Genomic DNA, 24,772 nt, shown 5'->3' on the forward strand with positions numbered 1-24,772 from the left:
ACCGGCATGAGGCCGCGTGCAACCGCCGGTGACGCGGATACTCGCAGCGCATGACGCGCGTGACGAGGGCGGTACGGCGGACGGCTCGGGCCTTCCGCCCTGGGCGGGACAGAGGCACGCCGGCCGATGAGGGGGCGGGAGGGAGCCGCGCGCTGGAACAGGGGGCCCACAGTGCACGGACGGTGGATGCCGTGCGGCGGGAGACAAGGGCCGCCTGGGACGCCCTGCGAGCCGCCTGGAACGGGCCCGGGCGCGAACGCGATCTGGTCGTCCAGTCACTCAAGGCCGCCGCGGCGGCGGTGCTCGCCTGGCTGGTGGGCGGCGTCTGGATGGGAGACCCGCTGGCGCTGATGGCGCCGTGGGTGGCACTGGTGCTGGTGCAGGCCACCGTCTACAGCTCGCTGGTGCAGGGCGCGCGGCAGTTCGGGGCGATCTGCGTCGGCACCGTGCTGGCCTCGGCCGCACAGGCGCTCACCGGCGACACGACGGGAGCGCTCGCCCTGTCCGTCCCGTTGCTGATGCTGCTCGCGAACTGGTCCCGCTTCGGCGACCAGGGCATCTACGCGGCGACCACCGCACTGTTCACCCTCACCGCGGGCTCCGTGAGCATGTCAAGTGTCGGGCACCGGGTGGGCCAGGCGGCACTCGGCGCGGTCATCGGCCTCGCGGTCAACGCGCTCGTCCTGCCGCCGGTCCATCTGCGGGACGTACGGGAGAACCTGGCGGCCCTCGCCCGGGAGGCGGGCGACATCCTGCGCACCGTCGCCGCCGACCTGCGCGAGGGCGAATGGGACGCGCAGACCGCCGCCGGCTGGCTCGGTGCGTCGTCCCGGCTGGACAACCGGCTGGAGGCGCTGCGCTCGGCGCGCCGGTGGAGCCGGGAGAGCCTGCGCCTGACCTACGGCCCGCTGCGCGCCCTGCACCGCGTGCCGCACGGGGGTGCCCTGCCGCCGGTGGACGAGGACGAGCGGTTCAGCCGGGTGACCGGGCATGTCACCGCGCTGACCCGGGCCCTGGCGGTGTCCGTGGACGACAACCGGACGCCCGCCCCGCCCGAGGGCCCGGCCCTTGACGCGTACGCGCGTCTGCTGGACCTGATCGGGGAAGCGTGTCACACCGAGGCCGACAGTCTGCTCGACGGCAGCGTGCGGCCCCGGCCGGACGAGGAGACCGTGGAGGCGATGGGGGAACTGCACCAGGAGCTGCAGGAGAAGCTGCGCCGACACGCCGGGGAGGGGGCCGCGCACACGGCGGTTCTGGGCACGCTGCTGCTCCAGGCGGAGAACCTGTGGGCCGAGACCGTCCCGGACGACCGGGGGCCGTGACTCACCTCACCGGACACGGCGTCGAGCGTGGAACACCCAGCGATGGTTGCCCGTTGAACAAGATGTGGGGAGGCGCCCACACCCTGAGCCGCCCCGGCCGTGATTCCCCCGTCCGGCCGGGGCTTCCTTCTGCCCTCGCGCGACGGGCCCGCCCGCGTGCAATCCGCGCGGCCCCCGGGTACTCGGTCACCGCTCGCGGAACCACGCGGCCGAGAGGAGCGGAAGGTGAGCAGCACAACGGGCAAGAGGATCGTCGTCACGGGCGCCACCGGCAATGTGGGCACCAGCGTGGTGCGCCTCCTCTCCGAGGATCCGGAGGTCGCCTCCGTACTGGGCCTGGCCCGGCGGATCCCCGATTGGTCGCCGCCGAAGACGGACTGGTCCGCGGTGGATCTGGCCTTCGCGGAGTCCGACCTCGTGGAGCGTTTCGCGGGCGCCGACGCGGTCGTTCATCTGGCCTGGGCGTTCCAGCCGACCCACGACCCCGCGAAGACCTGGCGCACCAATGTGCTCGGCAGCATGCGGGTGTTCGAGGCGGTGGCCGCCGCGGGGGTGCCGGCGCTGGTGCACGCCTCGTCGGTCGGCGCGTACTCGCCGGGTCCCAAGGACCGGACGGTGGACGAGTCGTGGCCGACGCACGGCTGGCCGGACGCCGCGTACTGCCGGGAGAAGGCCTATCTGGAGCGTGCGCTGGACACGTTCGAGCGCGATCACCCCGGGACGCGGGTGGTGCGGATGCGTCCCGCCTTCCTCTTCCGGCGGGAGTCCGCGAGTGAGCAACGCCGTATCTTCGGCGGGCGTTTCCTGCCGGGCCCGTCGGCCCGTCCGGAGCTGCTGCCCTTCCTGCCCGACATCGCGGGGATGCGGGTGCAGGCGCTGCACACGGACGACGCGGCGCAGGCGTACCGGCTGGCAGTGCACTCCGAGGCGCGCGGCGCGTTCAACCTCGCGGCCGAGCCGACGGTCGACGCGGAGCTCCTGGGCAGGATGTTCGGCGCCCGCCCGGTGCGGCTGCCGCGCACGGCGGCCCGTTCGGCGATCGCCGCCGCCTGGGGCCTGCGGCTGCTGCCCGCCTCACCGCATCTGTTCGACGCGGTGCTGCGGCTGCCCCTGATGGACTGCGCACGCGCGCGCAGGGAACTCGACTGGCGGCCGGAGCACACGGCGCCGGAGGTGCTGGAGCAGTTTCTCCAGGGACTCCAGCAGGGTGCGGGCGCGCCGACGGAACCGATGCAGGGACACAAGGTGGGCTGACTCGAGGTCACCCCGCACCCCGCACCCCACACCCCGGATTCGACCGATGGCCGCAGCCGGCCCCCACGGTCAGCTGCGGCCATCGGCACTCAGGGGTGGTCAGTCGGCGGGCTCGTCCGGCACCGGATGCTCGGGGTGCACCGTTCCCTGTCGCGGCGCCTCCCCCTGCCGGCCCGTCCCCGCCTCGTCCGTGTCGGGGACGTCGTCGGCGGGCTCGTCGGCTTGGCCCTTGCCGTCCTCGCCGGTGCCCGTGAAGCGCGGGGCGACCTCCCACGGGTCCTCGCCGGTGTCTGCCTGCTGGTCCGGCATGTCCCGCGGGACGGGCTCACCGTTCTCGCCGGGTCCTTCGAGGCGGTGGTCGGTCACGGCGTACTCCCTTCGTGGTCCGGGCGCCACGCGAGTACCTCCGCCGTGACCTGCGAAACCTCAGCGCGGCGCCCGCTCCCGAAGTGCCGCGTGCCATGCGGGAAGCGGACTCTCCGGTGCCGGATCGGGACGCCGTCCGCCACGGGCGAAGAAGTCGGCGAGCGGCAGGATCGCGGCGCCGACCGTGACCGCGTCGGGGCCGAGCCGCCCCAGCTCGACGGTCACCTTCCCGGCCGGGTGGCGCAGCGCGTAGGACATGGCGTGACGGCGTACGGCGGGCAGGAAGCGGGCGCCGAGGGCCAGGCCAGCCCAGCCGCCGATGAGGATGCGCTCGGGCTGGAAGAGGTTGATCAGGTCGGAGAGACCGGCGCCCAGGTACTCGGCGCTCTCCTCCAGGACGGCCAGCGCGACCGGGTCGGCCTCGCCGTCCCCGGGCGGGTACGCGGCGGCGAGCATCGCGGTGAGCGCGGACTCCTCGTCGGCGCCGTCCTGGGCCCGGCCGCCCTCCTCCCGCCAGCGGGCGAGCAGCGACTCGGCGCCCGCGTAGGCCTCCAGGCAGCCGAGCGCCCCGCAGCGGCAGCGGCGGCCCCGGACCCGGACGGTCAGGTGTCCCCATTCGACGGCCCGGCCCTGCTCCACGTCGGGGGTGACGAGGCTCGCGCCGACGCCGGAGCCCAAGAGGACCACCACGGCGTTGTCCGCGCCGCGTCCGGCGCCGAACCACATCTCGGCCTGGCCCAGCGTCTTGGCGCCGTTGTCGATGAAGTACGGGACGGTGTCCGGCAGCGGGGTTCCGGTGCGGAGCAGGGCCTCCAGCGGGACGGCGTCCCAGCCGATGGTCTGCCCGTGCACGAGCGCGCCGCGGTCGGGGGTGTGCTCGACGATGCCGGGGACGCCGATGCCGACACCGAGGAGCCGCTCGGGCGCGAGGCCGGCGGTGTCGAGCACCTCGGCGATGCCCTGGCGGATGTGGTCGACGATGGCCTCGACCTCGTACCCCTGGACGGCGAGCGGGCGCTCGACGCGGGCCAGCTCGGTGAGGGTGAGGTCGAACAGTTCGACACGCACCCGGGTCTCGCCGACGTCGACGCCGATCATGTGGCCGCTGCCGGGCGCGACACGCAGCAGGGTGCGGGGGCGGCCGCCGTCGGAGTCGACGCTGCCGGCCTCCTCGACCAGACCGTCGGCGACCAGATCGGCGACGACGTTGCTGACGGAGCCGGAGCTCAGTCCGGTCGCCGGGCCGAGTGCGAAGCGGCTGAGCGGGCCGTCGAAGTAGAGCCGTTGCAGCACGGCCGTGCGGTTGGCCCGCCTGAGATCGCGTACCGTGCGCCCGTTCCGCCCCGCCATGTGGCTCCTTCCGCCCCTTGCCCGACCTGCAACATACCGCCGGGGCAGGCTCGGCGCGACATTCCTCCACCCCTTATTTCACGCTGTGAGATTTCCTGCCGAGGAGTTCCTCGATCTCATCCAGGGACGCGACGAGTTCCGGGGCGACCGCGCTCTGCACCCAGCGCACCTGTTCCTCGCCGGTCTGGCGGGGAACCGTCTCGGTGAGCATGATCAGGTACAGATAGGCGCGGTACAGGGCGAGACGGAGGCGGGCCGGGACGTCGAAGTCCGCCCGGCCGCCGGACTCCCGGTAGCCCGACAGGAACGCCTCGTCCTCCTTGATGTCCCCCAGCAGCGCCAGGGAGACGAATTCGGCGAGGGGGTCGCCCCAGAACATGCGCTCCCCGTCGATGAGGCCGCCGACGCGGGCGTCTTTGTCCGAGCGGTCGACGAGGATGTTGCCCCGCCACAGGTCGAAGTGCACGAGGCACGGGACCGTGACCTCGTCGAGGGCGCCGTACGCGGAGCGGGCGGTACGGGCCACCGCGTCGGCCGGGCGGGGCAGCCGGGCCCCGTAGCGCCGGGCGTCGTCGAGGACGGCGTCGAACATCGTCGTGAACGCGGTCCTCCAGTCGGGGGCGAGCGGGCCGAGGGCGCCGGAGGGATAGCCGAAGCCGGGGCCCGTCACGCGGTGCAGACGGGCCGTCAGCCGTCCCAGCTCCCTACGCAGCGCGGTCTGTTCCGCCGCCGTGAGGGAGTCGTCCCAGGAGTCGCCCGGGCAGGCCGTCATCAGCAGGAAGTCCTCGCCCAGGGACACCAGCCGCGGCGCGGGAACGCCGACGCCGGCGGCCGAGTGGTAGAACTCGGCCTCCGACACGAGCAGTCGGCGCTCGTGCCGCAGGCCGGGGGTCGCAGCCGAGGGCGGGACCTTGACCACGTAGCGGGTGCCGTCGGTGAGGCGGAGTTCCTCGACGGTGTTGTACGTGCCGCCCGTCAGCGGGCGGAGGTGGGCGAGGCGGCCGGGTTCCAGGCCCGCCGCCTCCAGGATGCGCCGGGCCCGTTCCCAGGAGTCCACCACCGTGCGCCCACCCCTCCCCTACGGCTTCGGTCAGCCGGCCGCGTACACGTCCTCGACGTAACGCCCGTCCGCGACCAGCCCGTCGAGCCACTGCTCGGCGGCCGTCTCGTCCGTGCCCGGCGTGTGCTTGCGGTACAGCGTACGGAACGCCTCCCGCACCCCGGGCGCCATCCGCGAACCGTCGCCGCAGACGTACACCCGCGCTCCGGCGGACAGCAGGCCCCAGACCTCCTCGGCCTCGGCGGCGATGCGGTGCTGTACGAACCGCACCTCGCCCTCGGGGGTCTCGCTGAAGGCGGGGCGCAGCGAGACGGCCCCGGCGGTGTCGGCGGCGCCCAGCTCGTCGGCGTGCATGAAGTCGGCGTCGGGCGCGTCACAGCCGAAGTAGCAGACGGCGGGGGCGAGTTCGGCGCCGATGGCGAGGGCCGCCGTACGGTCGGCGATGGCGCCGCGGAACGGGGCGAGGCCGGTGCCCGCCGCGACCATGACGACCGGTGCGGATCCGCCGGTGGGGTCGATGCGGAAGGCCTCCCGGCACGGCTGCACGCGCGCGTAGAGCGTGTCGCCGGGCTCGACCGCGTTGAGGTGGCCGGATCCGGTGCCCCGGTAGACGCCCTTGCCGGAGCGGGCGGGTGCCTGCAGCAGCGACACCATCAGGTCCACGTGTCCGGGGTCGACGGCGGGCGAGGAGGAGATGGAGTAGTGGCGGGGGCGCAGCGGGGTGAGGAGGTCGAGGAGGCGCGGCCAGTCCAGGGCGCCCCGCAGGGCCGGGTGGTCCTCGAGGATCTCCACGAGGGTGCGCGGGTCGTCGGTGAGGGCCTCCAGGGCGATGCGCTCCGGCGGGCACGGGTTGGCGGCGGCGAGCGCGGCCAGCTGCCCGGCGCTCGGGCGCTCCTGCAGTTCCACGTGGTGGGTGAGGAGCTGCCGTACCGTCACGGGCCGGTCGACGGCGATGCCGTCGCGGCGCGGGCGGGTGGCGCGGATGTCCAGGACCGTGTCGAGGTCGAGGCCGAGCGCGGCGGCGGTGCGGGTGACGAGGTCCGGGTCGTTGGCCGGCAGCACGGTGAGGTGGTCGGCCGTGCGGTAGGTGACTCCGTCCGGGAGGGCGACGCGGAGGAACCGCTTGCGGCGCGCGTAGCCGGGCGCGGTGAGGTCGTAGGCCTCGGTGACCCGCATGGGGACGAGTTCGTGCCGTTCGGCGAGGGCGTCCAGCGGGCCGCCGGTCAGGGCGCGGACCTCGTAGGCGGCCGTGGGCTCGGGATCCGGGGCCGTGGCGTCCGGGTCGCCGTACTGCCGCAGGAGGGCGGTGCGCAGGGCCGCCGTGAACTCCCGGACGGTTCCGGTGAGGTCGCCGGAGGCGTCGGCGGCGGCGCGGTCGAGGAGCCGGGTGGCGCCGGACTCCGCGAGCCGCTCGTCGATCCGGGTGGGGACGTGCTGGTAGGTGGCGGCCCAGTTGCGGTCGCCGACACCGAGGACGGCGTACGTCACCCCGGCGAGGTCGTGGTCCTCTTCGAGGCGGGCGGCGAAGGCGGTGGCGTCGTCGGTGGGGCGGCCGTTGTAGGAGGCGGCCGTGATGACGACGGGCCGGTCGGTGGGCAGGCCGCCGGCGTAGGCGTCCAGGGACGCCACCTGGGTCTCGCAGCCCACGGCAGCGGCCTCGTCGGCGAGCTGGGCGGCGAAGTCGCGGCAGGTGCCGTAGTTGCTGCCGTGCAGGAAGAGGGCGGCGGTGCCGGGGCGGACGCGGGCGGGCAGGTCCTGCGGCTCGGCCGAGCCGGTGTCCTGGAGCGGGGCGGCGCCGGGCAGCGGCGTGTGGACGCGGTCGGCGGAGGTGCGCGGGGTGAGCGCGAGGGTGAAGCCCTCGGGCTTGAGGGTGAGGGTCTCCTTGATGTCGAGCCGGTAGTCGGCGTGGTCGCCCAGCCGGTAGCGGTGGACGAGCATGGCCAGCAGCATGGTCGCCTCGTGGAGTGCGAACTGGCGTCCGATGCAGGCGCGCTCACCGGTGCCGAACGGCTTGAAGGCGTGCACCGGGCGCTCGGCCTCGGCCTCGGCCGTGAAGCGGGAGGGGTCGAACAGCTCGGGGTTGTCGCCCCAGACGGGCTGCCGGTGCAGCATGGGCGTGAGCACCAGGGCGGAGTCCCCGGCGCGCATCGGGATCCGGCCGCCGAGCAGCGTGTCCTCGCGGGCCTGCCGGGCGAACACGGCGGCCGTGGGCCAGAGCCGGAGCGCCTCGTTGAGGACCTGGCGGGTGTAGGTCAGCCGGCCGATTTCGTCGTACGCCGGCTCGACGTCCGCCGCGTCGCCCCACAGCTCGTCGACCTCGCGCTGCACCATCTGGAGCGCGGTCGGGTGCTTGGCGAGGTAGTACAGCGCGAAGGACATGGCGCCGGAGGTGGTCTCGTGCCCGGCGATGAGGAAGGTGATGACCTGGTTGCGGATGTTGGCCGTGTCGAGCGTGGTGCCGTCGGCCGGGTGCTCGGCGGTGAGCATCAGGCCGAGAAGGTCGTCGGCCTGGCTCTGGTCGGTGCCGGTGCGGGCGGCGATGACCTCGTCGACGACCTGGGCGAGGTAGGCGGAGTCGTCGCGGAAGGCCGCGTCCTGCGCCGAGTAGTCCTGGCCCGGGACGCGGGCGAGGCTGGTCATGCTCCATTCCAGGCAGCGGACCATCGACTCGACGAAGGGGTGCGGCTCGGCCCGCTCGAAGGAGCCGAAGTCGTAGCCGAAGCCGGCGAGTCCGATGGTGTCGAGCGTCATGCGGGTCATGTCACCGGGCACGTCGACGGGCTTCCCGGCACCGGCGTCGCGGTCCCAGGACGCGATGAGCCGCTGGGCGACCCGCAGCATCACGGGGTGGTAGGTCCGCATCGAGCCGAGCGCGAAGGCGGGCATGAGGATGTCGTGCGCCTTGGCCCAGTTGGGCTCGTCGTTGTAGGCGGTGAACAGGCCGTCGGCGGCGAATTCGCGGACGTTCTCCAGACCGGGCCCGATGTGCTTGGCGAACCGCTGCTCGTCCGCGAGGTCGGCGACCATGTCCAGGTCGCCCACGAACAGGGTGTCCCGCCCGTACAGCCGCCGGACGAAAGCGGGCCCGTGCTCGCGCATCAGGTCCATGGCCTGCTGGATGGGCGCGGGGCCGGGTCCGGTGGCGGTGATGTCGGCGACGGGGATGTCGGCGGGGGTGTCTGCGGTGCGGGAGGTCTGTCCGGTGGGGGGCATGACGCGGCAACTGCCTTTCGCGGTACGGAAGTACTGCGATCCAGCGTGATCCACGGGGCCCGGCGGGCAACGCCGCACCCCTACATGATTGTGTAGTGCAAGCAGATGCGTCGCTCTTGCGCGAGAGCGGCCCAGCGTGGCAGGAGATGCTCGTGGACCTGGCCCGGCAGGAGGCCGTGACGTGGCGCAACCGCGCCCTGCTCCTCTTCGACCGGGTCGCGATGCCGGTCGCGGTGTGCGACGTGTACGGCGCGGTGCTGCTCGCCAACCCGGCGATGGCGGCGGAGTGCGGTACGACGCCGGGGCGGCTGCGCGGCCGTGATGTGCTGGAGCTGTTCAGCCCGCGGGAGGCGACGCAGGTGGAGCGGATCGCGGAGGCGCTGCGGCTGCGGCACCGCTCGCGGTACCAGGTGTCCGTGCGCTGGCGGGCACCCGGCGGGGCGGAGCGGTACGGGGAGCTGACGGCGGACCCGGTGAGCGACACGGTGGAGGAGACGCCCGCCCTGCTGGTGATGCTGCGGGTGGACGGCGAGCACGAGGCCCGCGGCACCCCGCCCGCCGAGCGGGTCACTCCGGCGGAGGCACGCATCCTGGCCCTTCTGGCCGCGGGCGCCACCACGGCCCGGGCCGCTCGCGAAACCGGCCTCACCACCGACGGCGTGACGTACCACCTCCGCCGCCTGTCCTCCCGCTGGCACGCCGCCAACCGCACGGAACTGGTGGCCCGCGCCTACGCGCTGGGGGTACTGGCCCCTGGGGTGTGGCCGCCGGAGCTCTCGGCGGCGGAGCCGGGGTGAGACGGCCTTCCGGAAATCCACTCGACCCGTTCGTCGCGGCTGTCTAACCTGACCTGGCCCCCGAAACCTAGGACCCCTAGGTTTGGCCGAAGAGAAGCAGGAGCCCTCCCATGAAGCCGCTCACCGAGCAGGACATCCGCACCTCGTTCATCAACTGCTCGAAGGGAGAGGCCAAGCGTCTGGCCGTCCCCCGGGACCTCGGGGAACGGCCCTGGGACGATCTCGACTTTCTCGGGTGGCGGGATCCGGGGGCGCCCGATCGGAGCTATCTCGTGACCGAGCGGGAGGGCCGGCTCGTCGGGGTGACGATGCGGTTCCAGCCCGCACAGCGGGGGCCTCTGCAGCGCAGCATGTGTTCACTGTGCCTGACGACGCACCCGCGGGGCGGGGTCTCGCTGATGACCGCGCGGAAGGCCGGGGCGGCCGGGCGTGAGGGGAACTCCGTCGGTGTGTACATGTGCACCGACCTCGCCTGTTCCCTCTACGTACGCGGGAAGAAGGTGCCGGAGAGCGGCTCCCGCCTGGAGGAGAGCCTCACCCTGGCGGAGCAGATCGACCGGACCACGGACGGGCTGGCCGGCTTCCTCGACAAGGTGTACGCCTGAGCGTCCACGGTCGCCCCTGTTTTCCCTCGGCGCTAACGTCCTTCATGGATGCGTTCGATGCGCCAGGGGAAGGGGAACAGCCCGAGGATGCGAGAGGTACGTGAGTGGACGGCGCACGCCACTCGGATCATGCACAAGCGCCGGGATCCCGTGGTCGTCCAGACGTTCCGGTCCGCGACCGCGGCGACGATCGCGTACGTCATCGCGCTCCGGCTGAGCCCCGAGCCGACGGCCGCACCTCTCACCGCTCCCCTGACCGCGTTGCTGGTCACCCAGGTGACGCTGTATACCACGCTCACCAACGGCTTCCGCAGGGTGAACGCCGTGGTCACGGGAGTCCTCGTCGCCATCGCGTTCAGCCTGCTGGTGGGCCTGACCTGGTGGAGCCTGGCACTGCTCCTCCTGGCCGCGCTGGCCGTGGGGCGGCTGGTCAAGGTGGAGGAGTACGTCCCCGAGGTGGCGATCAGCGCGATGCTGGTCCTCGGGGTCACCACCGTCGGGAACACCGCCTGGGCCCGGGTGGTGGAGACGCTGATCGGCGCGAGCGTCGGGCTCGCCTGCAATCTGCTGCTGGCGCCGCCGGTGTGGGTGGAGGAGGCGGGCGAGTCGATCGAGGGTCTGGCGCGCCGGCTGCGGCAGCTGATGCTGCGCATGGGCGAGGAGGCCGCCGGCGGTACGCCCGTGGACCGCGCGGCGGAGCAGCTGCACGAGGCGCGGCGCCTGGACCACGACATCGTCGAGGTGGATGCCTCCCTGAGGCAGGCCGAGGACAGTCTGCGGCTCAATCCGCGTGTGCAGGACAGCGTGCTGCACCGGGTCGTGATGCGCACCGGCCTGGACACGCTGGAAATCTGCACGGTCGTCCTGCGTGTGCTCGCGCGCTCCCTCACCGACCTGGCGAAGGAGCGCGAGCCCAAGCCGCTGTTCGAGGCCGAGACGGGCGCCGCCCTGGAGCAGTTGCTGTCCGAGATCGCCGATGCCGTGGTGAGCTTCGCGGTGCTGGTCACCACTCACCTCAGCACGAGCGCCGAGTCGGCCGAGGAACGTCTCGCCGCGGAACTGCGCACCGCGGCGGGCACCCGCGACAAGCTGGCCCTGCTGCTGCGCGAGGAGGCCGAGCGCGCCCCAGGGCACTGGCAGCTTCCGGGCGCCGTCCTGACGGAGGTCAATCGCATCCTCGACGAGCTGGACACCGAGCACCGCTCCCGGCGCCTGTTCGAGGAACTGGACCGTGTGTCGCGCGAGCAGCGTGCGCGGATGCCCCGGCTGACGCGACTGCGTGAGCGGCTGGGCGTCACGGAAGAGCTGTGGCGGAACCGCGCCGGGTTCGACGCGCGTTCTCGCTGAGGGAGCGCCGGGAAGGGGCCGGCGCGGGATGCCGATGCGAGGGAGCGGGCCGATGGCCGAAACGACCGTACGGATCGACGGGAACACCCTGCGGCTGCCGGGCGGTGTGACCGTGCGCTTCATCCGCACCCTGCGGCTGCCGGAGACGGGCACTCATCCACTGCCGCCCGGCCTGGGCGAGTTCCCGGTGCGGCGGGTCGCGGACTACGGGGACCGGGTGCCCGAGGCGTGGCGGGCGCGCGGCGGTGTGATGCTGCCGGTGTATCTGCGCGAGGCGATGTGGCTGAGCTTCGCGGGCACGTCGGAGCCGGCCGCGCTGCAGGTCGGCGTCGGCAAGGTGTGCGCGGTCTCGGGCCGGCCCTGGAGCGACCGCCCGGCACGCGACCCGCAGAACTATGTGGTGCTCCCCCGGCAGCCCTGGCTGGACGGCATCAACTCCGGCACGGGCACGGTCCGTCAGTTCGTGGCCGTCCCGCTCGGTCTGGGCGCCACGGTCGAGGGCCAGGTCACGGGCGAGGAGGTCTGGGGCGGCGTACAGCTGCAGTCCTTCCCGCTGAACGACCGGGAGCTGGCGCGCTGGCGTGCCGAGGAGGATCGCCGGAGGGCGGAGCGGACCCCGGGGACGGCCCCGTCGGGCGGCTACGGCGCCGCCGTGCCGGGCGGTTTCGGTGCCGGCGGGCCGGGCGGTTTCGGTGCCGCGATGCCGATGGCGGCGCCGCCCGCGACCGGTGCGCCTCCGGCGCCCTCCGCGCCCGGGTCCGCCCCCGCGCCTCCCGCGTACGGCACGGCCCCCGCGCCCGCCGCCGGAGCCGCTCCCCCGGCTCCCTCCCCTGCGCCCGCGGCGATGGGGCTCGGCGTCGGCGGTTCCATGCGGCAGGAGGTCTTCCAGGACGACCGGCCGCTGTCGGACTGGGCGGAGCAGCCGGCGGGCCGGGTCTTCGTGCACCTCGTGACGCCGCCGGAGTGGCGCCGCATCACCGGCGAGGCGGCGCCGCCTTCTCCGGTGGACCGGGCCGCGTACACCCGGGCGGGCCTGCCCTGGTTCGACTACTACGACCAGGACGCGGAGGATCTCGCCCCCACGGACACGCTCCGGGCCGTCAAGCCGGCCGGCGACTGGCTCGGGGACGACCACGAGCCCTGGCAGGAGCCGGAGCCCGGGCAGGTGCGGCAGCTCAAGGACGCGCCGGGCCGGCCGGTGGAGGACGGGGACTGGTAGGCGGCCGAGGGGCGTTGCATCTCGCGCAACGCGCGGTGCCGTTGTTGCACCCGGTGGGTGATCCACGCCAAGGTGGCTGTCGCGACGGGGACGAGTGACGACCTGAGGGGCGACATGGGCAGTGGTGGCTGGAGCAGGCGCCGGTTCGTCGGCGCACTGGCAGGAGGGTCCGCCGCGGCGGCGCTCCCGGCCTGTGACAAGGCGCCCGCGCCCTCGGCCTCGACCACCCCGCCGGCCCCGGAGTCGAGCCCGTCCGGAGAGGCCCGGCGGCCTTCCGGGCCCCGCCCTCTGTACCTCGGCACCTACACGTCCGTCGAGGGCGGCGGCAAGGGCATCGGCCTGGCCACGTACGACGCGGCGACGGGCCGGATCACCGGCACCGGCACGATCACCGGCGTCGGTGACCCGTCGTATCTCGCGATCCACCCGGACCGCCGCACGCTGTACGCGGTGGACGAGCGCGAGGACGGCGCCGTGACCGCCGTCCGGCTGGCCGACCGAAAGGTCCTGGGCGGCCGGAGCACCGGGGGCGCGGCACCCTGCCATCTGTCGGTGCATCCGGGCGGGCGCTGGCTGCTCAGCGCGAACTACGGCTCGGGGAGCGTGGCCGTGCATCCGATCGGCTCCTCGGGAGCCCTCGGCGAGCGCACCGACCTCGTCCGGCACTCCACTCCGCCACCCGGTCCGGGCCAGGACGGGCCGCACGCCCACCAGATCTTCACCAGCCCCGACGGGCGGCACGTGCTCGCCGTGGACCTCGGTACGGACACCGTCTACACGTACCGGCTCGACGAGAAGGCCGGAAAGCTCACCGAGGTGTCGCAGGCGCAGACCCGGCCGGGTGCCGGGCCGCGTCACCTCACGTTCCACCCCGGCGGCCGGTACGCCTACCTCGCCGACGAGGTCGACAACACGGTGGCCGTCTGCTCGTACGATCCGGCCTCCGGCCGTCTGACCGTCGGTGAGGCGCAGTCCACGGGCACGGGCTCGGGCACGAACTATCCGGCACAGATCCTGGTGACCTCGAACGGCCGGTACGCCTACCTCGCCAACCGCGGCGCCAACAGCCTCACGCGCTATGCGATCGAGGCGGACGGGGCCAGGCTCAGACTGCTGGACACCGTGCCGGTGGACGGGGACTTCCCCCGCCAGATCGCCTTCTCTCCGGAGGGCACGCTGCTGTTCGCGGCGAACCAGAAGTCCGGCACCGTCACCGTCTTCCACGTGGACGAGAAGAGCGGTGCGCTGCGGCCCGCCGGAGAACCGTTTCCCTCACCGGTCGCCGTCTGTGCGCTGCCGCTGTAGGGCCCGCGGGCAGGACGCGGCGCTCGCCTGCGTGAGCAGGACATGCATGCGCTCGGTGAGCTGCGCGACGTCGTCGGCGGGCGCGTGGAACGCCAGGCGTACGTCGCCGTGGGCGCGGGCCCGTTCGATGCGCAGCGTCAGTCCGTGCCGGTCCACGGCGAGCGGCCGGACGCGGACCGCGCCGTGCAGGCTGTCGTGCTCCACGAGCCGGGTGAGCCGCTCGACGGCGTCGGCGTGGCAGTCGGCGAGATGCGTCAGCAGCCGGGCCTCGGCCGTGGTGAGCGGGTCGGGCGCGGCGGCGGTGAACTCGTCGACATCGACGACCACGGCACCGGACGACTGCCGCAGCACCACACGGGTGGGCCTGAAGGCCAGTTGGCCCTCTTCGACGGCGAACCAGCCCGCGAGCCACAGCCGGGCGCGGATCCGGTTGCGCACGGGGACGGGCGCGACATCGGCGAACTCCAGCACCGCGGACGGCTCGCCGCGGGGCGCGCAGATCGCGGCCGCGAGCAGGGCGCTGTCCTCCGGCACGGTCACGAGTACCCTGCCGTCCTCGGTCACCGTGTGCGCGCCGACCAGCTCCTCCCGCGTGCCCTCCGCGGTCACCGAGCAAGACCAGGCGGCGGCGAGCACCGAGCGCGCCCGCTCCGCCGCGGCAGGGGCCGCCGTCCAGCTTTGGCTGTCGTCACCCATCCCGAACCTCCTTAGGTAAGCCTTGCCTAACCTACCGAAGATCGGGGCGTGAGCCAACCACGTCACGTGATCTTTACGAGACGTTTCAGGCAGTGAGCACACCCAGCAGGGCACGAGCGCACAGCTCGCGCACCTGTTCCCGGCCCAACTCCGCGTCGCGCAGCCACTCCAGGCAGACGGCCGTGGTGAACGCCAGCCAGCCGCGCACGGCGAGCCGCACCTCGGGCCGCTCCTCGAAGGCCGGGCCGAACTCGGGGTCCGCGGCGAGCGCGGCGAGGATCTGCCGCTCCTGCGCGGCCAGGGCCCGCTGATAGACCCGCCGCACCGTCTGGTCCCCGGCCGCGTCGGCACGGTGGAAGGCGCGGTAGCCGTGCGCGTGGGCCCGGACGTACTCCAGGAACGTGTCGAGACCGGCCGCGAGTTGCTCGCGCACCGGGACGCCCGGAACCGCCGCCGTCATGCGCAGCATCCGCTCGCTCTCGCGCTCCACGACCGCCGCGAAGAAGTCCCGCTTGGTCGGGAAGTAGTGGTACAGCAGCCCCCGCGACACCCCGGCGATCTCGGCGACCTGCTCGATCCACACGTCGTCGTACGGGCTCTCCGAGAACAGCCGCGCCCCGACCGACAGGAGCTGCTCCCGGCGCTCCTCGGTACTGAGCCGGCGGCGTGTGCGCCCGCCCTGGTTCGCGGCCATACCGGCACTTTACTTGACGCCGGTTCAACAACGGGACCAGACTGACCACGCTATTGAACTCACGTACAACACGTGCGAACCCGCCGCCGGATCAAGGGAGATCGCGTCATGACGGAGGCGCCGATACGGGCATCAGGGCCCAAGGGGTTCCGGAGTGCCGAGCTGGGCTGGCCCGAGCTGGACCGCATTCCGCATCCGCCGCGCCGGGTCCCGCTGCTCGGTGACGTGGTGGGCGTGAACCGGCGCACGCCTGTGCAGGACTCGCTGCGGTACGCCCGGCAGCTGGGTCCGGTCTTCCGGCGGAAGGCCTTCGGCAAGGAGTTCGTGTTCGTGTGGGGCGCCCGGCACGCGGCCGATCTCGCGGACGAGTCGCGGTTCGCCAAGCACGTGGGGCTCGGCATCGCCAATCTGCGGCCGGTCGCCGGGGACGGCCTGTTCACGGCGTACAACCACGAGCCGAACTGGCAGCTGGCGCACGACGTGCTCGCCCCGGGGTTCAGCCGCGAGGCCATGGCCGGCTACCACCCGATGATGCTGGATGTCGCGCGGCGGCTGACGGAGCACTGGGACCGGGCGGCGGCGACGGGCCGGTCGGTGGACGTGCCCGGCGACATGACCAAGCTGACGCTGGAGACGATCGCCCGCACCGGCTTCGGGCACGACTTCGGGTCGTTCGAGCGCTCCCGGCCGCATCCCTTCGTGACCGCGATGGTCGGGACGCTGACGTACGCGCAGCGGCTCAACACCGTGCCCTTCCCACTGGCCCCGCTGCTGCTGCGGAGCGCGAGCCGCCGCAACGCGGCCGACATCGCCCACCTCAACAGCACGGTCGACGAGCTGGTCCGGGCCCGGCGCGCGAACGGCGGCGGCGAGGGCGACCTGCTGGACAGGATGCTGGAGACGGCCCACCCGGAGACCGGGGAGCGGCTCTCGCCGGAGAACGTCCGCCGTCAGGTGATCACCTTCCTCGTCGCCGGCCACGAGACCACCTCGGGCGCGCTCTCCTTCGCCCTGCACTACCTCTCCCGGCACCCCGAGGCCGCGGCCCGGGCCCGCGCCGAGGTGGACCGGGTGTGGGGCGACACGGCGGAACCGGCCTATGAGCAGGTCGCCAGACTGCGTTACGTCCGCCGGGTGCTGGACGAGTCGCTGCGGCTGTGGCCCACCGCGCCCGCCTTCGCCCGGGAAGCACGCGAGGACACGGTGCTGGCCGGGGAGCATCCCATGCGGCGCGGGGCGTGGACGCTGGTGCTGACGCCGATGCTGCACCGGGACCCGGAGGTGTGGGGCGCGGACGCCGAGCGCTTCGACCCGGACCGCTTCGACGCGCAGGCCGTACGGTCCCGAGCCCCGCACACCTTCAAGCCGTTCGGGACCGGGGCGCGGGCGTGCATCGGGCGCCAGTTCGCCCTGCACGAGGCGACGTTGGTGCTCGGACTGCTGCTGCGCCGCTACGAGCTGCGGTCCGACCCGGCCTACCGGCTGCGCGTCACGGAACGGCTGACGCTGATGCCGGAGGACCTGAGGCTGCACCCGGAGCGACGGACCCCGGTGCGGGAGCCCGCCTCAGACCTGCGCTGTCCAGTGCCCGGGGCGGGTGACTGACTCCGGCAGCCGGGTCCCGGCACTCCCCCGGGCCGCGTTCAGCTGCGGCTGGGTGAGGAAGAACGCCCCGGTCAGATCGGCGTCGGTGAGATCCGCGTCGCGCAGGTCGGCGCCGATCAGGTCGGCGCCCCTGAGGTCCGCGCCGGTGAGGTCGGCGGCGATGAGGTAGGCGCCGCGAAGACTGGCACCGCGCAGGTCGGCGCCCTTGAGCCGGGCGCCCATGAGGTCCGCGCCCCGGCGGTCCTTCTTACGGCCCTTGGTGCCGGCCCTGGCCAGTTCGCTCGTCCTCAGCAGCAGGACGTTGATCTCCTGGCGGTGCGCCGCCACGTCCAGCCCGGCGAGCTCCTCGGGGGTCCCACCGGTGAGCTCCCGCGTCTTCTCCAGCGCCTCGCGCAGCTCGGCGTGGACCGGTCGGGCAGCGGGCAGGGCGAGTGCCTCGGTCAGGTACCACAGCAGCTCGTGCAGTTGCCGGACGACCGGGAACACGTCGAACATGCGGCGGGCGTGCTCCGGGGGCCCGGACCTCCAGTCCCGCCCGCCGAAGGTGATCTGCGAGACCTGCTGTCCGGCGCCGAAGCAGTCGTAGACGGTGCAGCCGGTGAACCCTTTCTGCCGCAGTCTGGCGTGGATGCCGCAGCGGTGGTCTTCCTGGAGGTTGCGGCAGGGCGTGCCAGCGTCCTTGTCGACCGCGAAGTCGGCCGATCGCGCGAAGGGCAGGGCGACACAGCACAGCCCGAAGCACTGCTCGCAGTCGCCGCGCAGTTCCGCTCGCGCGGCTTGGTGATCTCGCATGCCGTTCAGCATACGAAACGAAGAACGCCGGTCAGTCCATGAGCCCGGGTGCCTCCAGGCGCTCCAGCCGCTCCGGGTCGGCCAGGATGTACATGCCGGTGATCCGGCCGTCGGCGATCGTGACGCCCATGACCGACTGCACGCGTCCCTCGGGCGCGTGGACGAGGCCGACCGTGCCGTTGACCAGCACCAGCCGCGCGGACGTCGTGTACCGGGCGAACATGAGCGCCTGCTCCGCCACGGTCTTCGCGCCCTGGACGACCTTGGACGCGGCCGCGCCCCGCACGAGGGCACCCGAGTCGGCCCGCAGCACCACATCCGGGTGCAGCAGCGCGAGCAGCGCCTCGAAGTCACCGCCGCGCGAGGCGGCGAGGAAGGCGTCGAGCACCTCCTTCTGCCGGCCGAGGTCCGGCTCGGCGGAGGGGGTGGCGCCGCGGACCCGGCGGCGGGCGCGGCTCGCCAGCTGCCGGGTCGCGGCCGGACTGCGCTCCACGACCGGCGCGATGTCGTCGAACGGCACGGCGAACATGTCGTGCAGCACGAACGCGAGCCGTTCGGCGGGCTCCAGGTTCTCCAGGACGACCAGCAGGGCCAGACCGACCGAGTCGGCCTGGAGCACCTCCTCCGCCGGGTCGAGGTGTGTGAGGGGCCTGAGCACCGGGTCCGGGACGAAGGCGTCGCCCATCGGCTCCTCACGGCGCGCGGTGCGCGAGCGCAGCAGGTCCAGGCAGACCCGGCCGGTCACCGTGGTGAGCCAGCCGCCGAGGTTCTGGATGTCGTCCGCGTCGGTGCGGCTGAGCTTCAGCCAAGTCTCCTGGACGGCGTCCTCCGCCTCGGCCAGTGAGCCGAGCATGCGGTAGGCCACGGCCTTGAGCCGCCCGCGGTGCTCCTCGAACCGGTCGGCCAGTTCCGTGCTGCCTGTCATGGTCTCCCCGTCATCTGCCGAACAGTTCGAACGCCACCGCCGGCCTGCCCCCGAACCGCTCGCCCGTGGCCTCGGCGTGCTTGGTCAGGAAGCCGCGGACGTAGGTCTCCGGGTCCTGGTCGGTCAGCGCCTCGATGTAGCTGCGGTGTTCGAGCAGTGAGGCCACCGCGCGCTCCAGGCCGGACGTCGCGTCGACGGCGTGTGTGGGTGTGCTGGAACCGGCGACGGCGACCCAGCGCACTCCGTCCCACGGCTCGAGGCCCTGCTCGACGAGTTCCTGGAAGATCCACCGGTTGCCGGCGTCGCCGGCCGCGTCGAGCGTGGCGCGGCCGACGGCGACATGGTCCGGGGTGTTCCAGGCGACGCCGCCCCAGGTGTCCCGGTGGTTGAGGGTGATGACCAGCTCGGGCCGGTGCCGGCGGATCGCGGCGGCGATGTCACGGCGCAGGGCGGTGCCGTACTCGATGACGCCGTCCTTGTGGTCGAGGAACTCCACGGCCGAGACGCCGACCACCGCCGCGCTCGCCCGCTGCTCGCGCTCCCGCAGGGGGCCGCACTTCTCCGGCTCCAGCGTGTCGATGCCCGCCTCGCCCCGGGTCGCCAGCACATAGGCGACCTCGCGGCCCCCGTCGGTCCAGGCCGCCATCGCCGCCGAGCAGCCGTACTCGAGGTCGTCCGGGTGGGCCACGACCGCGAGGGCACGCCGCCAGTCGTCGGGCATGGGCTGGAGTTGAGTGGTCGTCATGTCCGCAGAGTAATCCGCGCCGCGGACATCATGCCTCGCCCCGCGCCATCGCCAGCAGCCGGTCGAGGACGCGGGTGCCGCCGGTGCGTACGCCGTCGTGCTCGAACTCGTCCGTGATCCAGGTGCGCAGGCCCCGGATGGTGCGGGCGGTCCGCAGGGAGTGGGCCGTGTCGACGTACATGTCGTCGTGGTAGACGGCCGCGACGACCGGCACCTTGTTGGCGGCCAGGCGGGCCGGGTCGTACAGGGACGCCCAGTCGGTACGGGCGGCGAGCAGATCGGCGGTCTCGCGCAGGGGCCGCAGGGCCGGGTCGCAGTCGAACATCCAGGGGTGGATCGACTCGCCGGTGAACAGCAGCGGCTCGTCACCCGCGAGTGCCTTGGCGGCGTCGAACTGCGGGAACTCGGCGCGGACCCGCTCGGCCGACCAGTCGGTGGGCCGGCCGTCCTGGCCGTAGATCGACTCGTGGACGAGGGCGTACAGCGGGTGGCGGGCGTAGGACAGCATGCCCTGCGCCTGCTCCTGGAAGGCGTCGGACAGGGTGAAGCCCTGCGGGGTGCGGACGAAGGCGTCCTCCAGGAGGTAGTGGAGGCGGTGGGTGCCGTCGCCGGTGCCGAGGAGGATGCCGAGGGACTGGAACGCCTCGACGGTGAGCCGGTAGCCGTTCGGCAGGACCACGTCGTGGGTCAGCAGGTGGTCGGCGATCCGGCGGGCGCGCTCGGCGTCCTGCGGGTAGCGGGCGTAGTGGGCGGCGACCTTGCGTTCGATGCGCGGGAAGGCGGCCCGGTAGACGTCGTCGGCGTGGGCGTCCAGGGCGGGCAGCCCGCCGGTGATCACCGCGGTGGCCAGGCCTTCGGGGGCTAGGGAGAGGTAGCTGGTCGCGCAGAAGCCGCCGAAGCTCTGGCCGAGGACGGTCCAGGGCGCACCGCCCGTGACCAGCGGGCGGATGGCCTCGCAGTCGCGGACGATCGAGTCGGCGCGGAACCGGGTGAGGTAGTCGGCCTGCTCGGCGGGGCCGCCGCGCAGCGGGAGCGTCTGCCGGTTGGCGGGCGTGGAGTGGCCGGTGCCGCGCTGGTCGAGGAGCAGGACGCGGAACTCCTTCAGGGCCCTGCCCAGCCAGCCGGGCCTGCCGACGGAGCGGTCCGCGCCGAAGCCGGGACCGCCCTGGAGATAGAGCAGCCAGGGCAGCTCCTGATGGGCCTTGTCGCTCGCCACGACCTCGCGGGCGTACAGCTCGATCGTGTCGCCCTCGGGGCGGTCGTGGTCGAGGGGGACGGTGAAGCGGCGGTCGGTGAGGACGACTCCGGGCTGGCGGTAGCTGACGGTCAACAGGGCTCCCGGGACGGACGGATTTTCGGACCGCGTCCCAGTTCATCACAGGGAACGTCCGCGGGTGGGCCCTTCGGATCATGAAACTTCCTGAACGGCCGTTCAGGCGCTCAGCGAGCGGACAGGCTGGAGCGGCGGACCACCAGCTCCGGCTGGAGGACGACCCGTCGGTGCTCGTGCGGCTTCACCGCGCCCTCCGCCTCCGTCTCCTCCAACAGCAGGTCGGCCGCCATGGCGCCCATCGTGACGGCGGGCTGCCGTACGGAGGTGAGCGGGACGGCCGCCGCGGCGGCGAACTCGATGTCGTCGTAGCCGACGATGGCGAGGTCGTCGGGGACACCCACGCCCGCCGCGTACATGGCCTGCAGCACGCCGAGGGCGAGCAGGTCGTTGGCGCAGAACACGGCGGTCGGCCGGTCGGCGAGGCCGAGCAGCCGGGCCCCGGCGTCGCGGCCCGCGGCGACGTCCAGGCGTTCGGTGGGCAGCTCGCGCAGCGCCTCGGGGCCGAGCCCGGCCTCGGCGAGCGCCTCCAGGGCGCCCGTACGCCGGTCGCGGACCTGGTTGAGGCCGGGCGGGCCGCTGACGTACGCGATCGAGCGGTGCCCGGCGTCGACGAGATGGCGTACGGCCAGTGCGCCGCCCGCGACGTCGTCGACGGAGACCGAGCACTCCGTGGTGCCCTCGGCGACCCGGTCGACCAGGACGAACGGGATGCCGTGCCGGCGGAACGTCTCGATGTTGCGGCCTGTGGCGTCGGCGGGGGTGAGCAGCACCCCGCGCACGCGCTGCTCGGCGAAGAGCGACAGGTAGTCGGCCTCCTCGCCGGGGTTCTGAGCGCTGTTGCAGACCATCACGCCGAGTCCGGCCTGGCGGGCGGCACGCTCGGCGCCGCGTGCCACGTCGACGAAGAAGGGGTTGCCCATGTCGAGGACGAGCAGCCCCATGATCCGGCTGCGGCCCGCGCGCAGCTGACGCGCGGACTCGCTGCGGACGTAGCCGAGCCGGTCTATCGCGGACTGCACGCGGGCCCGGGTCTCGGTCGCGACCGTGTCCGGGCGGTTGATCACGTTCGACACCGTGCCGACGGAGACTCCGGCGGCACGGGCGACGTCCTTGATACCCACCGACTGGGACATCGGACAGGGACCTCCAAGGGGAAAACGAGGGGGCGGGGGCCGGAGCGGCTTCACATTACCGGCATGCCGCCCCGGCGACCGGGTCCGGTCAGGCGGGCAGCCGGAAGTCGATGACGTGCAGCGCCGAGGGCGTCGTACCGCTGGATTTCTCCTGGTACATGAAGGACAGCACCCCGTCCTGCCCGACGCGTGTCTCGTCGATGACGACCTCGCCGAAGGCGTTGAGACCGCTGCCGTCGAACAGGATCCTCCAGTCGGTGTACCCGGAGGCCGCGGAGGCGGCGGCGATCCGGCCGAAGGGGAAGACCGCGTACGCGTTGTCGTACTTGTCCAGGATCAGCTTGGTGCGCTGGCTGGAGTTCAGCGGGACCGGGATCTCGGTCTTCTGCCAGGTGCCGGAGGCGTTCCTGCGGACGTGGAAGGCGCGGCCGTCGGCGGTCCGGTTCGCGACGTAGTTCGTGGTGCACTGCCCGAAGCGGCCGGGGACGTAGGAGATGATCGCGTGCGGCCGGCCCGCGGAGTCGGTGAACTGGCTCTCCTGGTTCATCAGGGAGTGGTCCGCGTTCAGCGGGTCGACGACCAGGCCGGTGTCGTTCACGGACACCTTGTCGGAGCCGCCGGTGGTGCCGACGACGCCGCCGGCGTTGTTGCGCCAGGTGCGGCCCCGGTCGTCGGAGTAGACGTAGCCGGTGTCGTGGTTGCTGATGCCGCCGCCGTCGCACATCACGGCGCCGTTCTGCTCGCGCCAGGTGAAGAAGGAGTGCAGCCGCCCGTTCCGGTCGTAGTCGATGCCGTGCAGGTACATGTTCCGGGCGGTCGAGGAGCCGTGCTCGCTGGTGTATGTGCCCGTCGAGCTCGACCACTCGCCGAGGTTGGTCCACTTCGTGCCGTCGTATTCGGCGAGCGCGTTGCGGCCGTTGCCGGAGACGGCGACGCGGTAGCTGAGCTGGAGCCGGCCCTCGGGCGTGGAGACGAACTGCGGGTAGGTGAACTGCGAGGTCAGCGCCAGGCCGTCGAGGGTGGACTGCGGCGCCCCGAAACGGCTCGCGGTCCAGCTCAGCCCGCCGGGGTTGTCCATCAGCCCGGCGACCGACTTGACGTAGGTGAAGCCGTCGCTGTGGGAGTCCATGTTGAGGTGCAGCCGGCCGTCGGTCCTGGAGACGCCCATGGAGATGACGTTGTGGGAGTCGTTGTACCGCAGGGTGTGCCCGACCTTCACGGTGGACCAGGTGCTCGAACCGAGGGCGCGGCGGCCGACGACGGCGTTGCGGTCGGCGGTGTACCAGACGGCGTACTGATAGCCCTTGTAGGTCAGCAGGCCGTTCTTCTGGAACGCGTTGTTGTTGACCAGCCCGTCGTACGACACGAAGAAGAGGGCCTGGCCGTCGAGCGTGGTGGTACCGGTCCGGGTCACGGAGGGGCCGGGGTCGGCGGCCCTGGCGGTGCCGGAGCCGAGGGCGGGGGTCACCACGGCTCCGGCGAGGGCGGCGGCCAGCAGCGTACGTCTGTGCATCTCATGGACTCCATCGTCATACGAGGTGGAACACTTCCGTAAGCGGTTTCATGGCCTCGTCGGGCCGGGCGCCGTCCAGCGACTCGAAGAACGGCGCCATCTCCGCCTGCCAGCGGGCGTTGACGTCGGTGGCTTCCATTCCTGCCTGGGCGGCCGCGAAGTCCTCGGTCTCCAGATAGCCGACGAGCAGTCCGTCCTCGCGCAGGAAGAGCGAGTAGTTGTGCCAGCCGGTGTCCGAGAGCGCCCGGCGCATCTCGGGCCACACGGTGGCGTGCCGCTCGCGGTACTCGTCGAGACGGTCCGCCCTGACCTTCAGCAGGAAGCACACGCGCTGCATCAACAACCCTCCGGGGACTAGAAGTTGAACTGGTCGATGTTCTTGGCGTCGAACACGGTCGGCTTGCCGAGGCTGATCACGCCGTCCTTGCCGATGGTGTACTCGCCCATGGAGCCGGCCTTGAAGGTCTCGCCCTCCTTGCCGGTGATCTGCCCGGAGGACAGGGCGACGGCGGTGCGGGCGGCCAGCTCGCCGAGCTTGGCCGGGTCCCACAGCTCGAACGCCTCGACGGTGCCGTTCTTGACGTACTTGCGCATGTCGTTCGGGGTGCCGAGACCGGTCAGCTTGACCTTGCCCTTGTACTTGGAGCCCGACAGGTACTGGGCGGCGGCCTTGATGCCGACGGTGGTCGGGGAGATGATCCCCTTCAGGTTCGGGTGCTCCTGGAGCAGGCCCTGGGTCTGCTGGAAGGACTGCTGGGCGTCGTCGTTGCCGTACGCGGTCTTCACCAGCTTCATGTTCTTGTACTCGGGCTTCTTCAGCTCGTCCTTCATGAAGTCGATCCAGGTGTTCTGGTTCGTCGCGGTCTGCGCGGCGGACAGGATCGCTATCTCGCCCTTGTAGTCGAGCTGCTTGGCGAGCAGCTGCACCTCGGTGCGGCCCAGGTCCTCGGCGGACGCCTGCGAGACGAAGGCGTTGCGGCAGTCGGCCGTGGTGTCGGAGTCGTAGGTGACGACCTTGATGCCGTTCTTCATGGCCTGCTTGAGCGCGGTGCACAGGGCGCCGGGGTCCTGCGCGGAGACGGCCATCGCGTCGACCTGCTGCTGGGTGAGCGTGTTGACGTAACTCACCTGCCCGGCGGTGTCGGTGGCGCTGGACGGACCGACCTCCTTGTAGCTGGAGCCGAGTTCCTTCAGTGCCTTCTCGCCGCCCTTGTCGGCGGAGGTGAAGTAGGGGTTGTTGACCTGCTTGGGCAGGAAGCCGACGGTGAGCCCCTTCTTGGTGGCGGCGTTCGGATCGGCCTTGCCGGCGGTGGCGGCGGAACCTCCTTCGTTCGCGACGTCCTTCTTGGTGGTCCCGCCACAGGCGGTCAGCGCCAGGGCGAGCGAGGTGGCGGTGGCGAGCGCCGCGCAGCCACGGCGGAGGGTTGTCTTACGCATGACGGTTTCCTTTGACGAAGGTGAGTGAGACGCGCCTTTGTTTTTCGTGGGGGCGCGG

At 72.6% G+C, this 24,772-nt stretch carries 22 protein-coding genes; 8 read left to right on the plus strand and 14 right to left on the minus strand.

Translation table 11 applies throughout. From position 1 onward, the window contains the following. The first annotated feature begins 182 nt into the window (after positions 1-182). Entirely contained in the window at positions 183-1,325 is a 1,143-nt protein-coding gene (locus ACFT32_RS02480) for an aromatic acid exporter family protein (protein WP_382484884.1), read from the plus strand. A gap of 225 nt (positions 1,326-1,550) precedes the next feature. After that, positions 1,551-2,579, plus strand: coding sequence for an SDR family oxidoreductase (locus tag ACFT32_RS02485; RefSeq protein WP_382484886.1), 1,029 nt, complete (start codon positions 1,551-1,553; stop codon positions 2,577-2,579). A gap of 99 nt (positions 2,580-2,678) precedes the next feature. Here ACFT32_RS02485 and ACFT32_RS02490 read toward each other — a convergent pair whose 3' ends face one another. The 4 genes from ACFT32_RS02490 to ACFT32_RS02505 all read right to left on the minus strand — a co-directional run bounded on the left by ACFT32_RS02490 (position 2,679) and on the right by ACFT32_RS02505 (position 8,568). Further along, positions 2,679-2,945, minus strand: coding sequence for a hypothetical protein (locus tag ACFT32_RS02490; RefSeq protein ID WP_382484889.1), 267 nt, complete (start codon positions 2,943-2,945; stop codon positions 2,679-2,681). A 60-nt stretch (positions 2,946-3,005) separates the two neighbouring features. Then, positions 3,006-4,295 (minus strand): ROK family protein, encoded by a 1,290-nt coding sequence (locus ACFT32_RS02495; protein WP_382484892.1) that lies wholly within the window; start codon positions 4,293-4,295, stop codon positions 3,006-3,008. 73 nt (positions 4,296-4,368) lie between these two features. Beyond that, complete coding sequence (locus ACFT32_RS02500; RefSeq protein WP_382484893.1) at positions 4,369-5,355, minus strand: phosphotransferase family protein; 987 nt, start codon at positions 5,353-5,355, stop codon at positions 4,369-4,371. Between the two features lie 30 nt (positions 5,356-5,385). Next, positions 5,386-8,568, minus strand: coding sequence for a cytochrome P450 (locus ACFT32_RS02505; protein ID WP_382484894.1), 3,183 nt, complete (start codon positions 8,566-8,568; stop codon positions 5,386-5,388). A 146-nt stretch (positions 8,569-8,714) separates the two neighbouring features. Here ACFT32_RS02505 and ACFT32_RS02510 point away from each other — a divergent pair, with 146 nt between their 5' ends. From ACFT32_RS02510 to ACFT32_RS02530, 5 genes are all read left to right on the plus strand, one after another. Continuing rightward, positions 8,715-9,365: a PAS domain S-box protein gene (locus ACFT32_RS02510; protein ID WP_382484897.1), complete on the plus strand. Its 651-nt coding sequence runs from the start codon at positions 8,715-8,717 to the stop codon at positions 9,363-9,365. Between the two features lie 110 nt (positions 9,366-9,475). After that, the gene (locus ACFT32_RS02515; RefSeq protein ID WP_382484900.1) at positions 9,476-9,970 is read left to right on the plus strand and encodes an FBP domain-containing protein; all 495 of its coding nucleotides are present in this window, start codon (positions 9,476-9,478) and stop codon (positions 9,968-9,970) included. A gap of 87 nt (positions 9,971-10,057) precedes the next feature. Then, positions 10,058-11,317: an FUSC family protein gene (locus ACFT32_RS02520; RefSeq protein ID WP_382484902.1), complete on the plus strand. Its 1,260-nt coding sequence runs from the start codon at positions 10,058-10,060 to the stop codon at positions 11,315-11,317. A 52-nt stretch (positions 11,318-11,369) separates the two neighbouring features. Then, entirely contained in the window at positions 11,370-12,536 is a 1,167-nt protein-coding gene (locus ACFT32_RS02525) for a hypothetical protein (protein WP_382484904.1), read from the plus strand. A 114-nt stretch (positions 12,537-12,650) separates the two neighbouring features. Next, positions 12,651-13,841, plus strand: a complete 1,191-nt coding sequence (locus tag ACFT32_RS02530) for a lactonase family protein (RefSeq protein WP_382487012.1) — start codon at positions 12,651-12,653, stop codon at positions 13,839-13,841. On the opposite strand, the gene ACFT32_RS02535 is transcribed toward ACFT32_RS02530, so the two are convergent. Next, positions 13,809-14,537 (minus strand): DUF2470 domain-containing protein, encoded by a 729-nt coding sequence (locus tag ACFT32_RS02535; protein WP_382484906.1) that lies wholly within the window; start codon positions 14,535-14,537, stop codon positions 13,809-13,811. The two genes, ACFT32_RS02530 and ACFT32_RS02535, sit on opposite strands and share 33 nt — an antisense overlap. Before the next feature lie 85 nt (positions 14,538-14,622). After that, on the minus strand, positions 14,623-15,231 hold the full coding sequence (locus ACFT32_RS02540) for a TetR/AcrR family transcriptional regulator (RefSeq protein WP_382484909.1): 609 nt from the start codon (positions 15,229-15,231) through the stop codon (positions 14,623-14,625). 108 nt (positions 15,232-15,339) lie between these two features. Between ACFT32_RS02540 and ACFT32_RS02545 the strand changes: the two genes are divergently transcribed. Continuing rightward, positions 15,340-16,836 carry a cytochrome P450 gene (locus ACFT32_RS02545; protein ID WP_382484911.1) on the plus strand — a complete coding sequence of 499 codons (1,497 nt, stop codon included), beginning with the start codon at positions 15,340-15,342 and terminating at the stop codon, positions 16,834-16,836. On the opposite strand, the gene ACFT32_RS02550 is transcribed toward ACFT32_RS02545, so the two are convergent. From ACFT32_RS02550 to rhaS, 8 genes are all read right to left on the minus strand, one after another. Continuing rightward, positions 16,798-17,640, minus strand: a complete 843-nt coding sequence (locus tag ACFT32_RS02550) for a pentapeptide repeat-containing protein (RefSeq protein ID WP_382484914.1) — start codon at positions 17,638-17,640, stop codon at positions 16,798-16,800. The two genes, ACFT32_RS02545 and ACFT32_RS02550, sit on opposite strands and share 39 nt — an antisense overlap. Before the next feature lie 19 nt (positions 17,641-17,659). Further along, positions 17,660-18,553: an RNA polymerase sigma factor SigJ gene (gene sigJ, locus ACFT32_RS02555; RefSeq protein WP_382484916.1), complete on the minus strand. Its 894-nt coding sequence runs from the start codon at positions 18,551-18,553 to the stop codon at positions 17,660-17,662. Positions 18,554-18,563: 10 nt separating this feature from the next. Then, positions 18,564-19,298 (minus strand): PIG-L deacetylase family protein, encoded by a 735-nt coding sequence (locus tag ACFT32_RS02560; protein ID WP_382484919.1) that lies wholly within the window; start codon positions 19,296-19,298, stop codon positions 18,564-18,566. A gap of 28 nt (positions 19,299-19,326) precedes the next feature. Beyond that, entirely contained in the window at positions 19,327-20,628 is a 1,302-nt protein-coding gene (locus ACFT32_RS02565) for an alpha/beta fold hydrolase (RefSeq protein WP_382484922.1), read from the minus strand. Between the two features lie 110 nt (positions 20,629-20,738). After that, the gene (locus tag ACFT32_RS02570) at positions 20,739-21,764 is read right to left on the minus strand and encodes a LacI family DNA-binding transcriptional regulator (RefSeq protein WP_382484924.1); all 1,026 of its coding nucleotides are present in this window, start codon (positions 21,762-21,764) and stop codon (positions 20,739-20,741) included. 88 nt (positions 21,765-21,852) lie between these two features. Beyond that, positions 21,853-23,277 carry a BNR repeat-containing protein gene (locus ACFT32_RS02575; protein ID WP_382484926.1) on the minus strand — a complete coding sequence of 475 codons (1,425 nt, stop codon included), beginning with the start codon at positions 23,275-23,277 and terminating at the stop codon, positions 21,853-21,855. A 16-nt stretch (positions 23,278-23,293) separates the two neighbouring features. After that, complete coding sequence (locus ACFT32_RS02580) at positions 23,294-23,614, minus strand: L-rhamnose mutarotase (protein WP_382484928.1); 321 nt, start codon at positions 23,612-23,614, stop codon at positions 23,294-23,296. A gap of 17 nt (positions 23,615-23,631) precedes the next feature. Beyond that, positions 23,632-24,714, minus strand: a complete 1,083-nt coding sequence (gene rhaS / locus ACFT32_RS02585) for a rhamnose ABC transporter substrate-binding protein (protein WP_382484930.1) — start codon at positions 24,712-24,714, stop codon at positions 23,632-23,634. Between the last annotated feature and the right edge of the window lie 58 nt (positions 24,715-24,772).

The sequence above is a fragment of the Streptomyces sp. NPDC057002 genome (assembly GCF_042673825.1).
Taxonomy (GTDB): domain Bacteria; phylum Actinomycetota; class Actinomycetes; order Streptomycetales; family Streptomycetaceae; genus Streptomyces.

Excerpts from the sequence above, each read along its gene's own strand:
- ACFT32_RS02560 (WP_382484919.1), bottom strand. The coding sequence starts at position 19,298 with ATGACGACCACTCAACTCCAGCCCATGCCCGACGACTGGCGGCGTGCC.
- ACFT32_RS02530 (WP_382487012.1), top strand. The coding sequence starts at position 12,651 with ATGGGCAGTGGTGGCTGGAGCAGGCGCCGGTTCGTCGGCGCACTGGCA.
- ACFT32_RS02495 (WP_382484892.1), bottom strand. The coding sequence starts at position 4,295 with ATGGCGGGGCGGAACGGGCGCACGGTACGCGATCTCAGGCGGGCCAAC.
- rhaS (WP_382484930.1), bottom strand. The coding sequence starts at position 24,714 with ATGCGTAAGACAACCCTCCGCCGTGGCTGCGCGGCGCTCGCCACCGCC.
- sigJ (WP_382484916.1), bottom strand. The coding sequence starts at position 18,553 with ATGACAGGCAGCACGGAACTGGCCGACCGGTTCGAGGAGCACCGCGGG.
- ACFT32_RS02550 (WP_382484914.1), bottom strand. The coding sequence starts at position 17,640 with ATGCTGAACGGCATGCGAGATCACCAAGCCGCGCGAGCGGAACTGCGC.
- ACFT32_RS02540 (WP_382484909.1), bottom strand. The coding sequence starts at position 15,231 with ATGGCCGCGAACCAGGGCGGGCGCACACGCCGCCGGCTCAGTACCGAG.
- ACFT32_RS02575 (WP_382484926.1), bottom strand. The coding sequence starts at position 23,277 with ATGCACAGACGTACGCTGCTGGCCGCCGCCCTCGCCGGAGCCGTGGTG.
- ACFT32_RS02505 (WP_382484894.1), bottom strand. The coding sequence starts at position 8,568 with ATGCCCCCCACCGGACAGACCTCCCGCACCGCAGACACCCCCGCCGAC.
- ACFT32_RS02580 (WP_382484928.1), bottom strand. The coding sequence starts at position 23,614 with ATGCAGCGCGTGTGCTTCCTGCTGAAGGTCAGGGCGGACCGTCTCGAC.
- ACFT32_RS02520 (WP_382484902.1), top strand. The coding sequence starts at position 10,058 with ATGCGAGAGGTACGTGAGTGGACGGCGCACGCCACTCGGATCATGCAC.
- ACFT32_RS02535 (WP_382484906.1), bottom strand. The coding sequence starts at position 14,537 with ATGGGTGACGACAGCCAAAGCTGGACGGCGGCCCCTGCCGCGGCGGAG.
- ACFT32_RS02510 (WP_382484897.1), top strand. The coding sequence starts at position 8,715 with ATGCTCGTGGACCTGGCCCGGCAGGAGGCCGTGACGTGGCGCAACCGC.
- ACFT32_RS02570 (WP_382484924.1), bottom strand. The coding sequence starts at position 21,764 with ATGTCCCAGTCGGTGGGTATCAAGGACGTCGCCCGTGCCGCCGGAGTC.
- ACFT32_RS02515 (WP_382484900.1), top strand. The coding sequence starts at position 9,476 with ATGAAGCCGCTCACCGAGCAGGACATCCGCACCTCGTTCATCAACTGC.
- ACFT32_RS02545 (WP_382484911.1), top strand. The coding sequence starts at position 15,340 with ATGACGGAGGCGCCGATACGGGCATCAGGGCCCAAGGGGTTCCGGAGT.
- ACFT32_RS02525 (WP_382484904.1), top strand. The coding sequence starts at position 11,370 with ATGGCCGAAACGACCGTACGGATCGACGGGAACACCCTGCGGCTGCCG.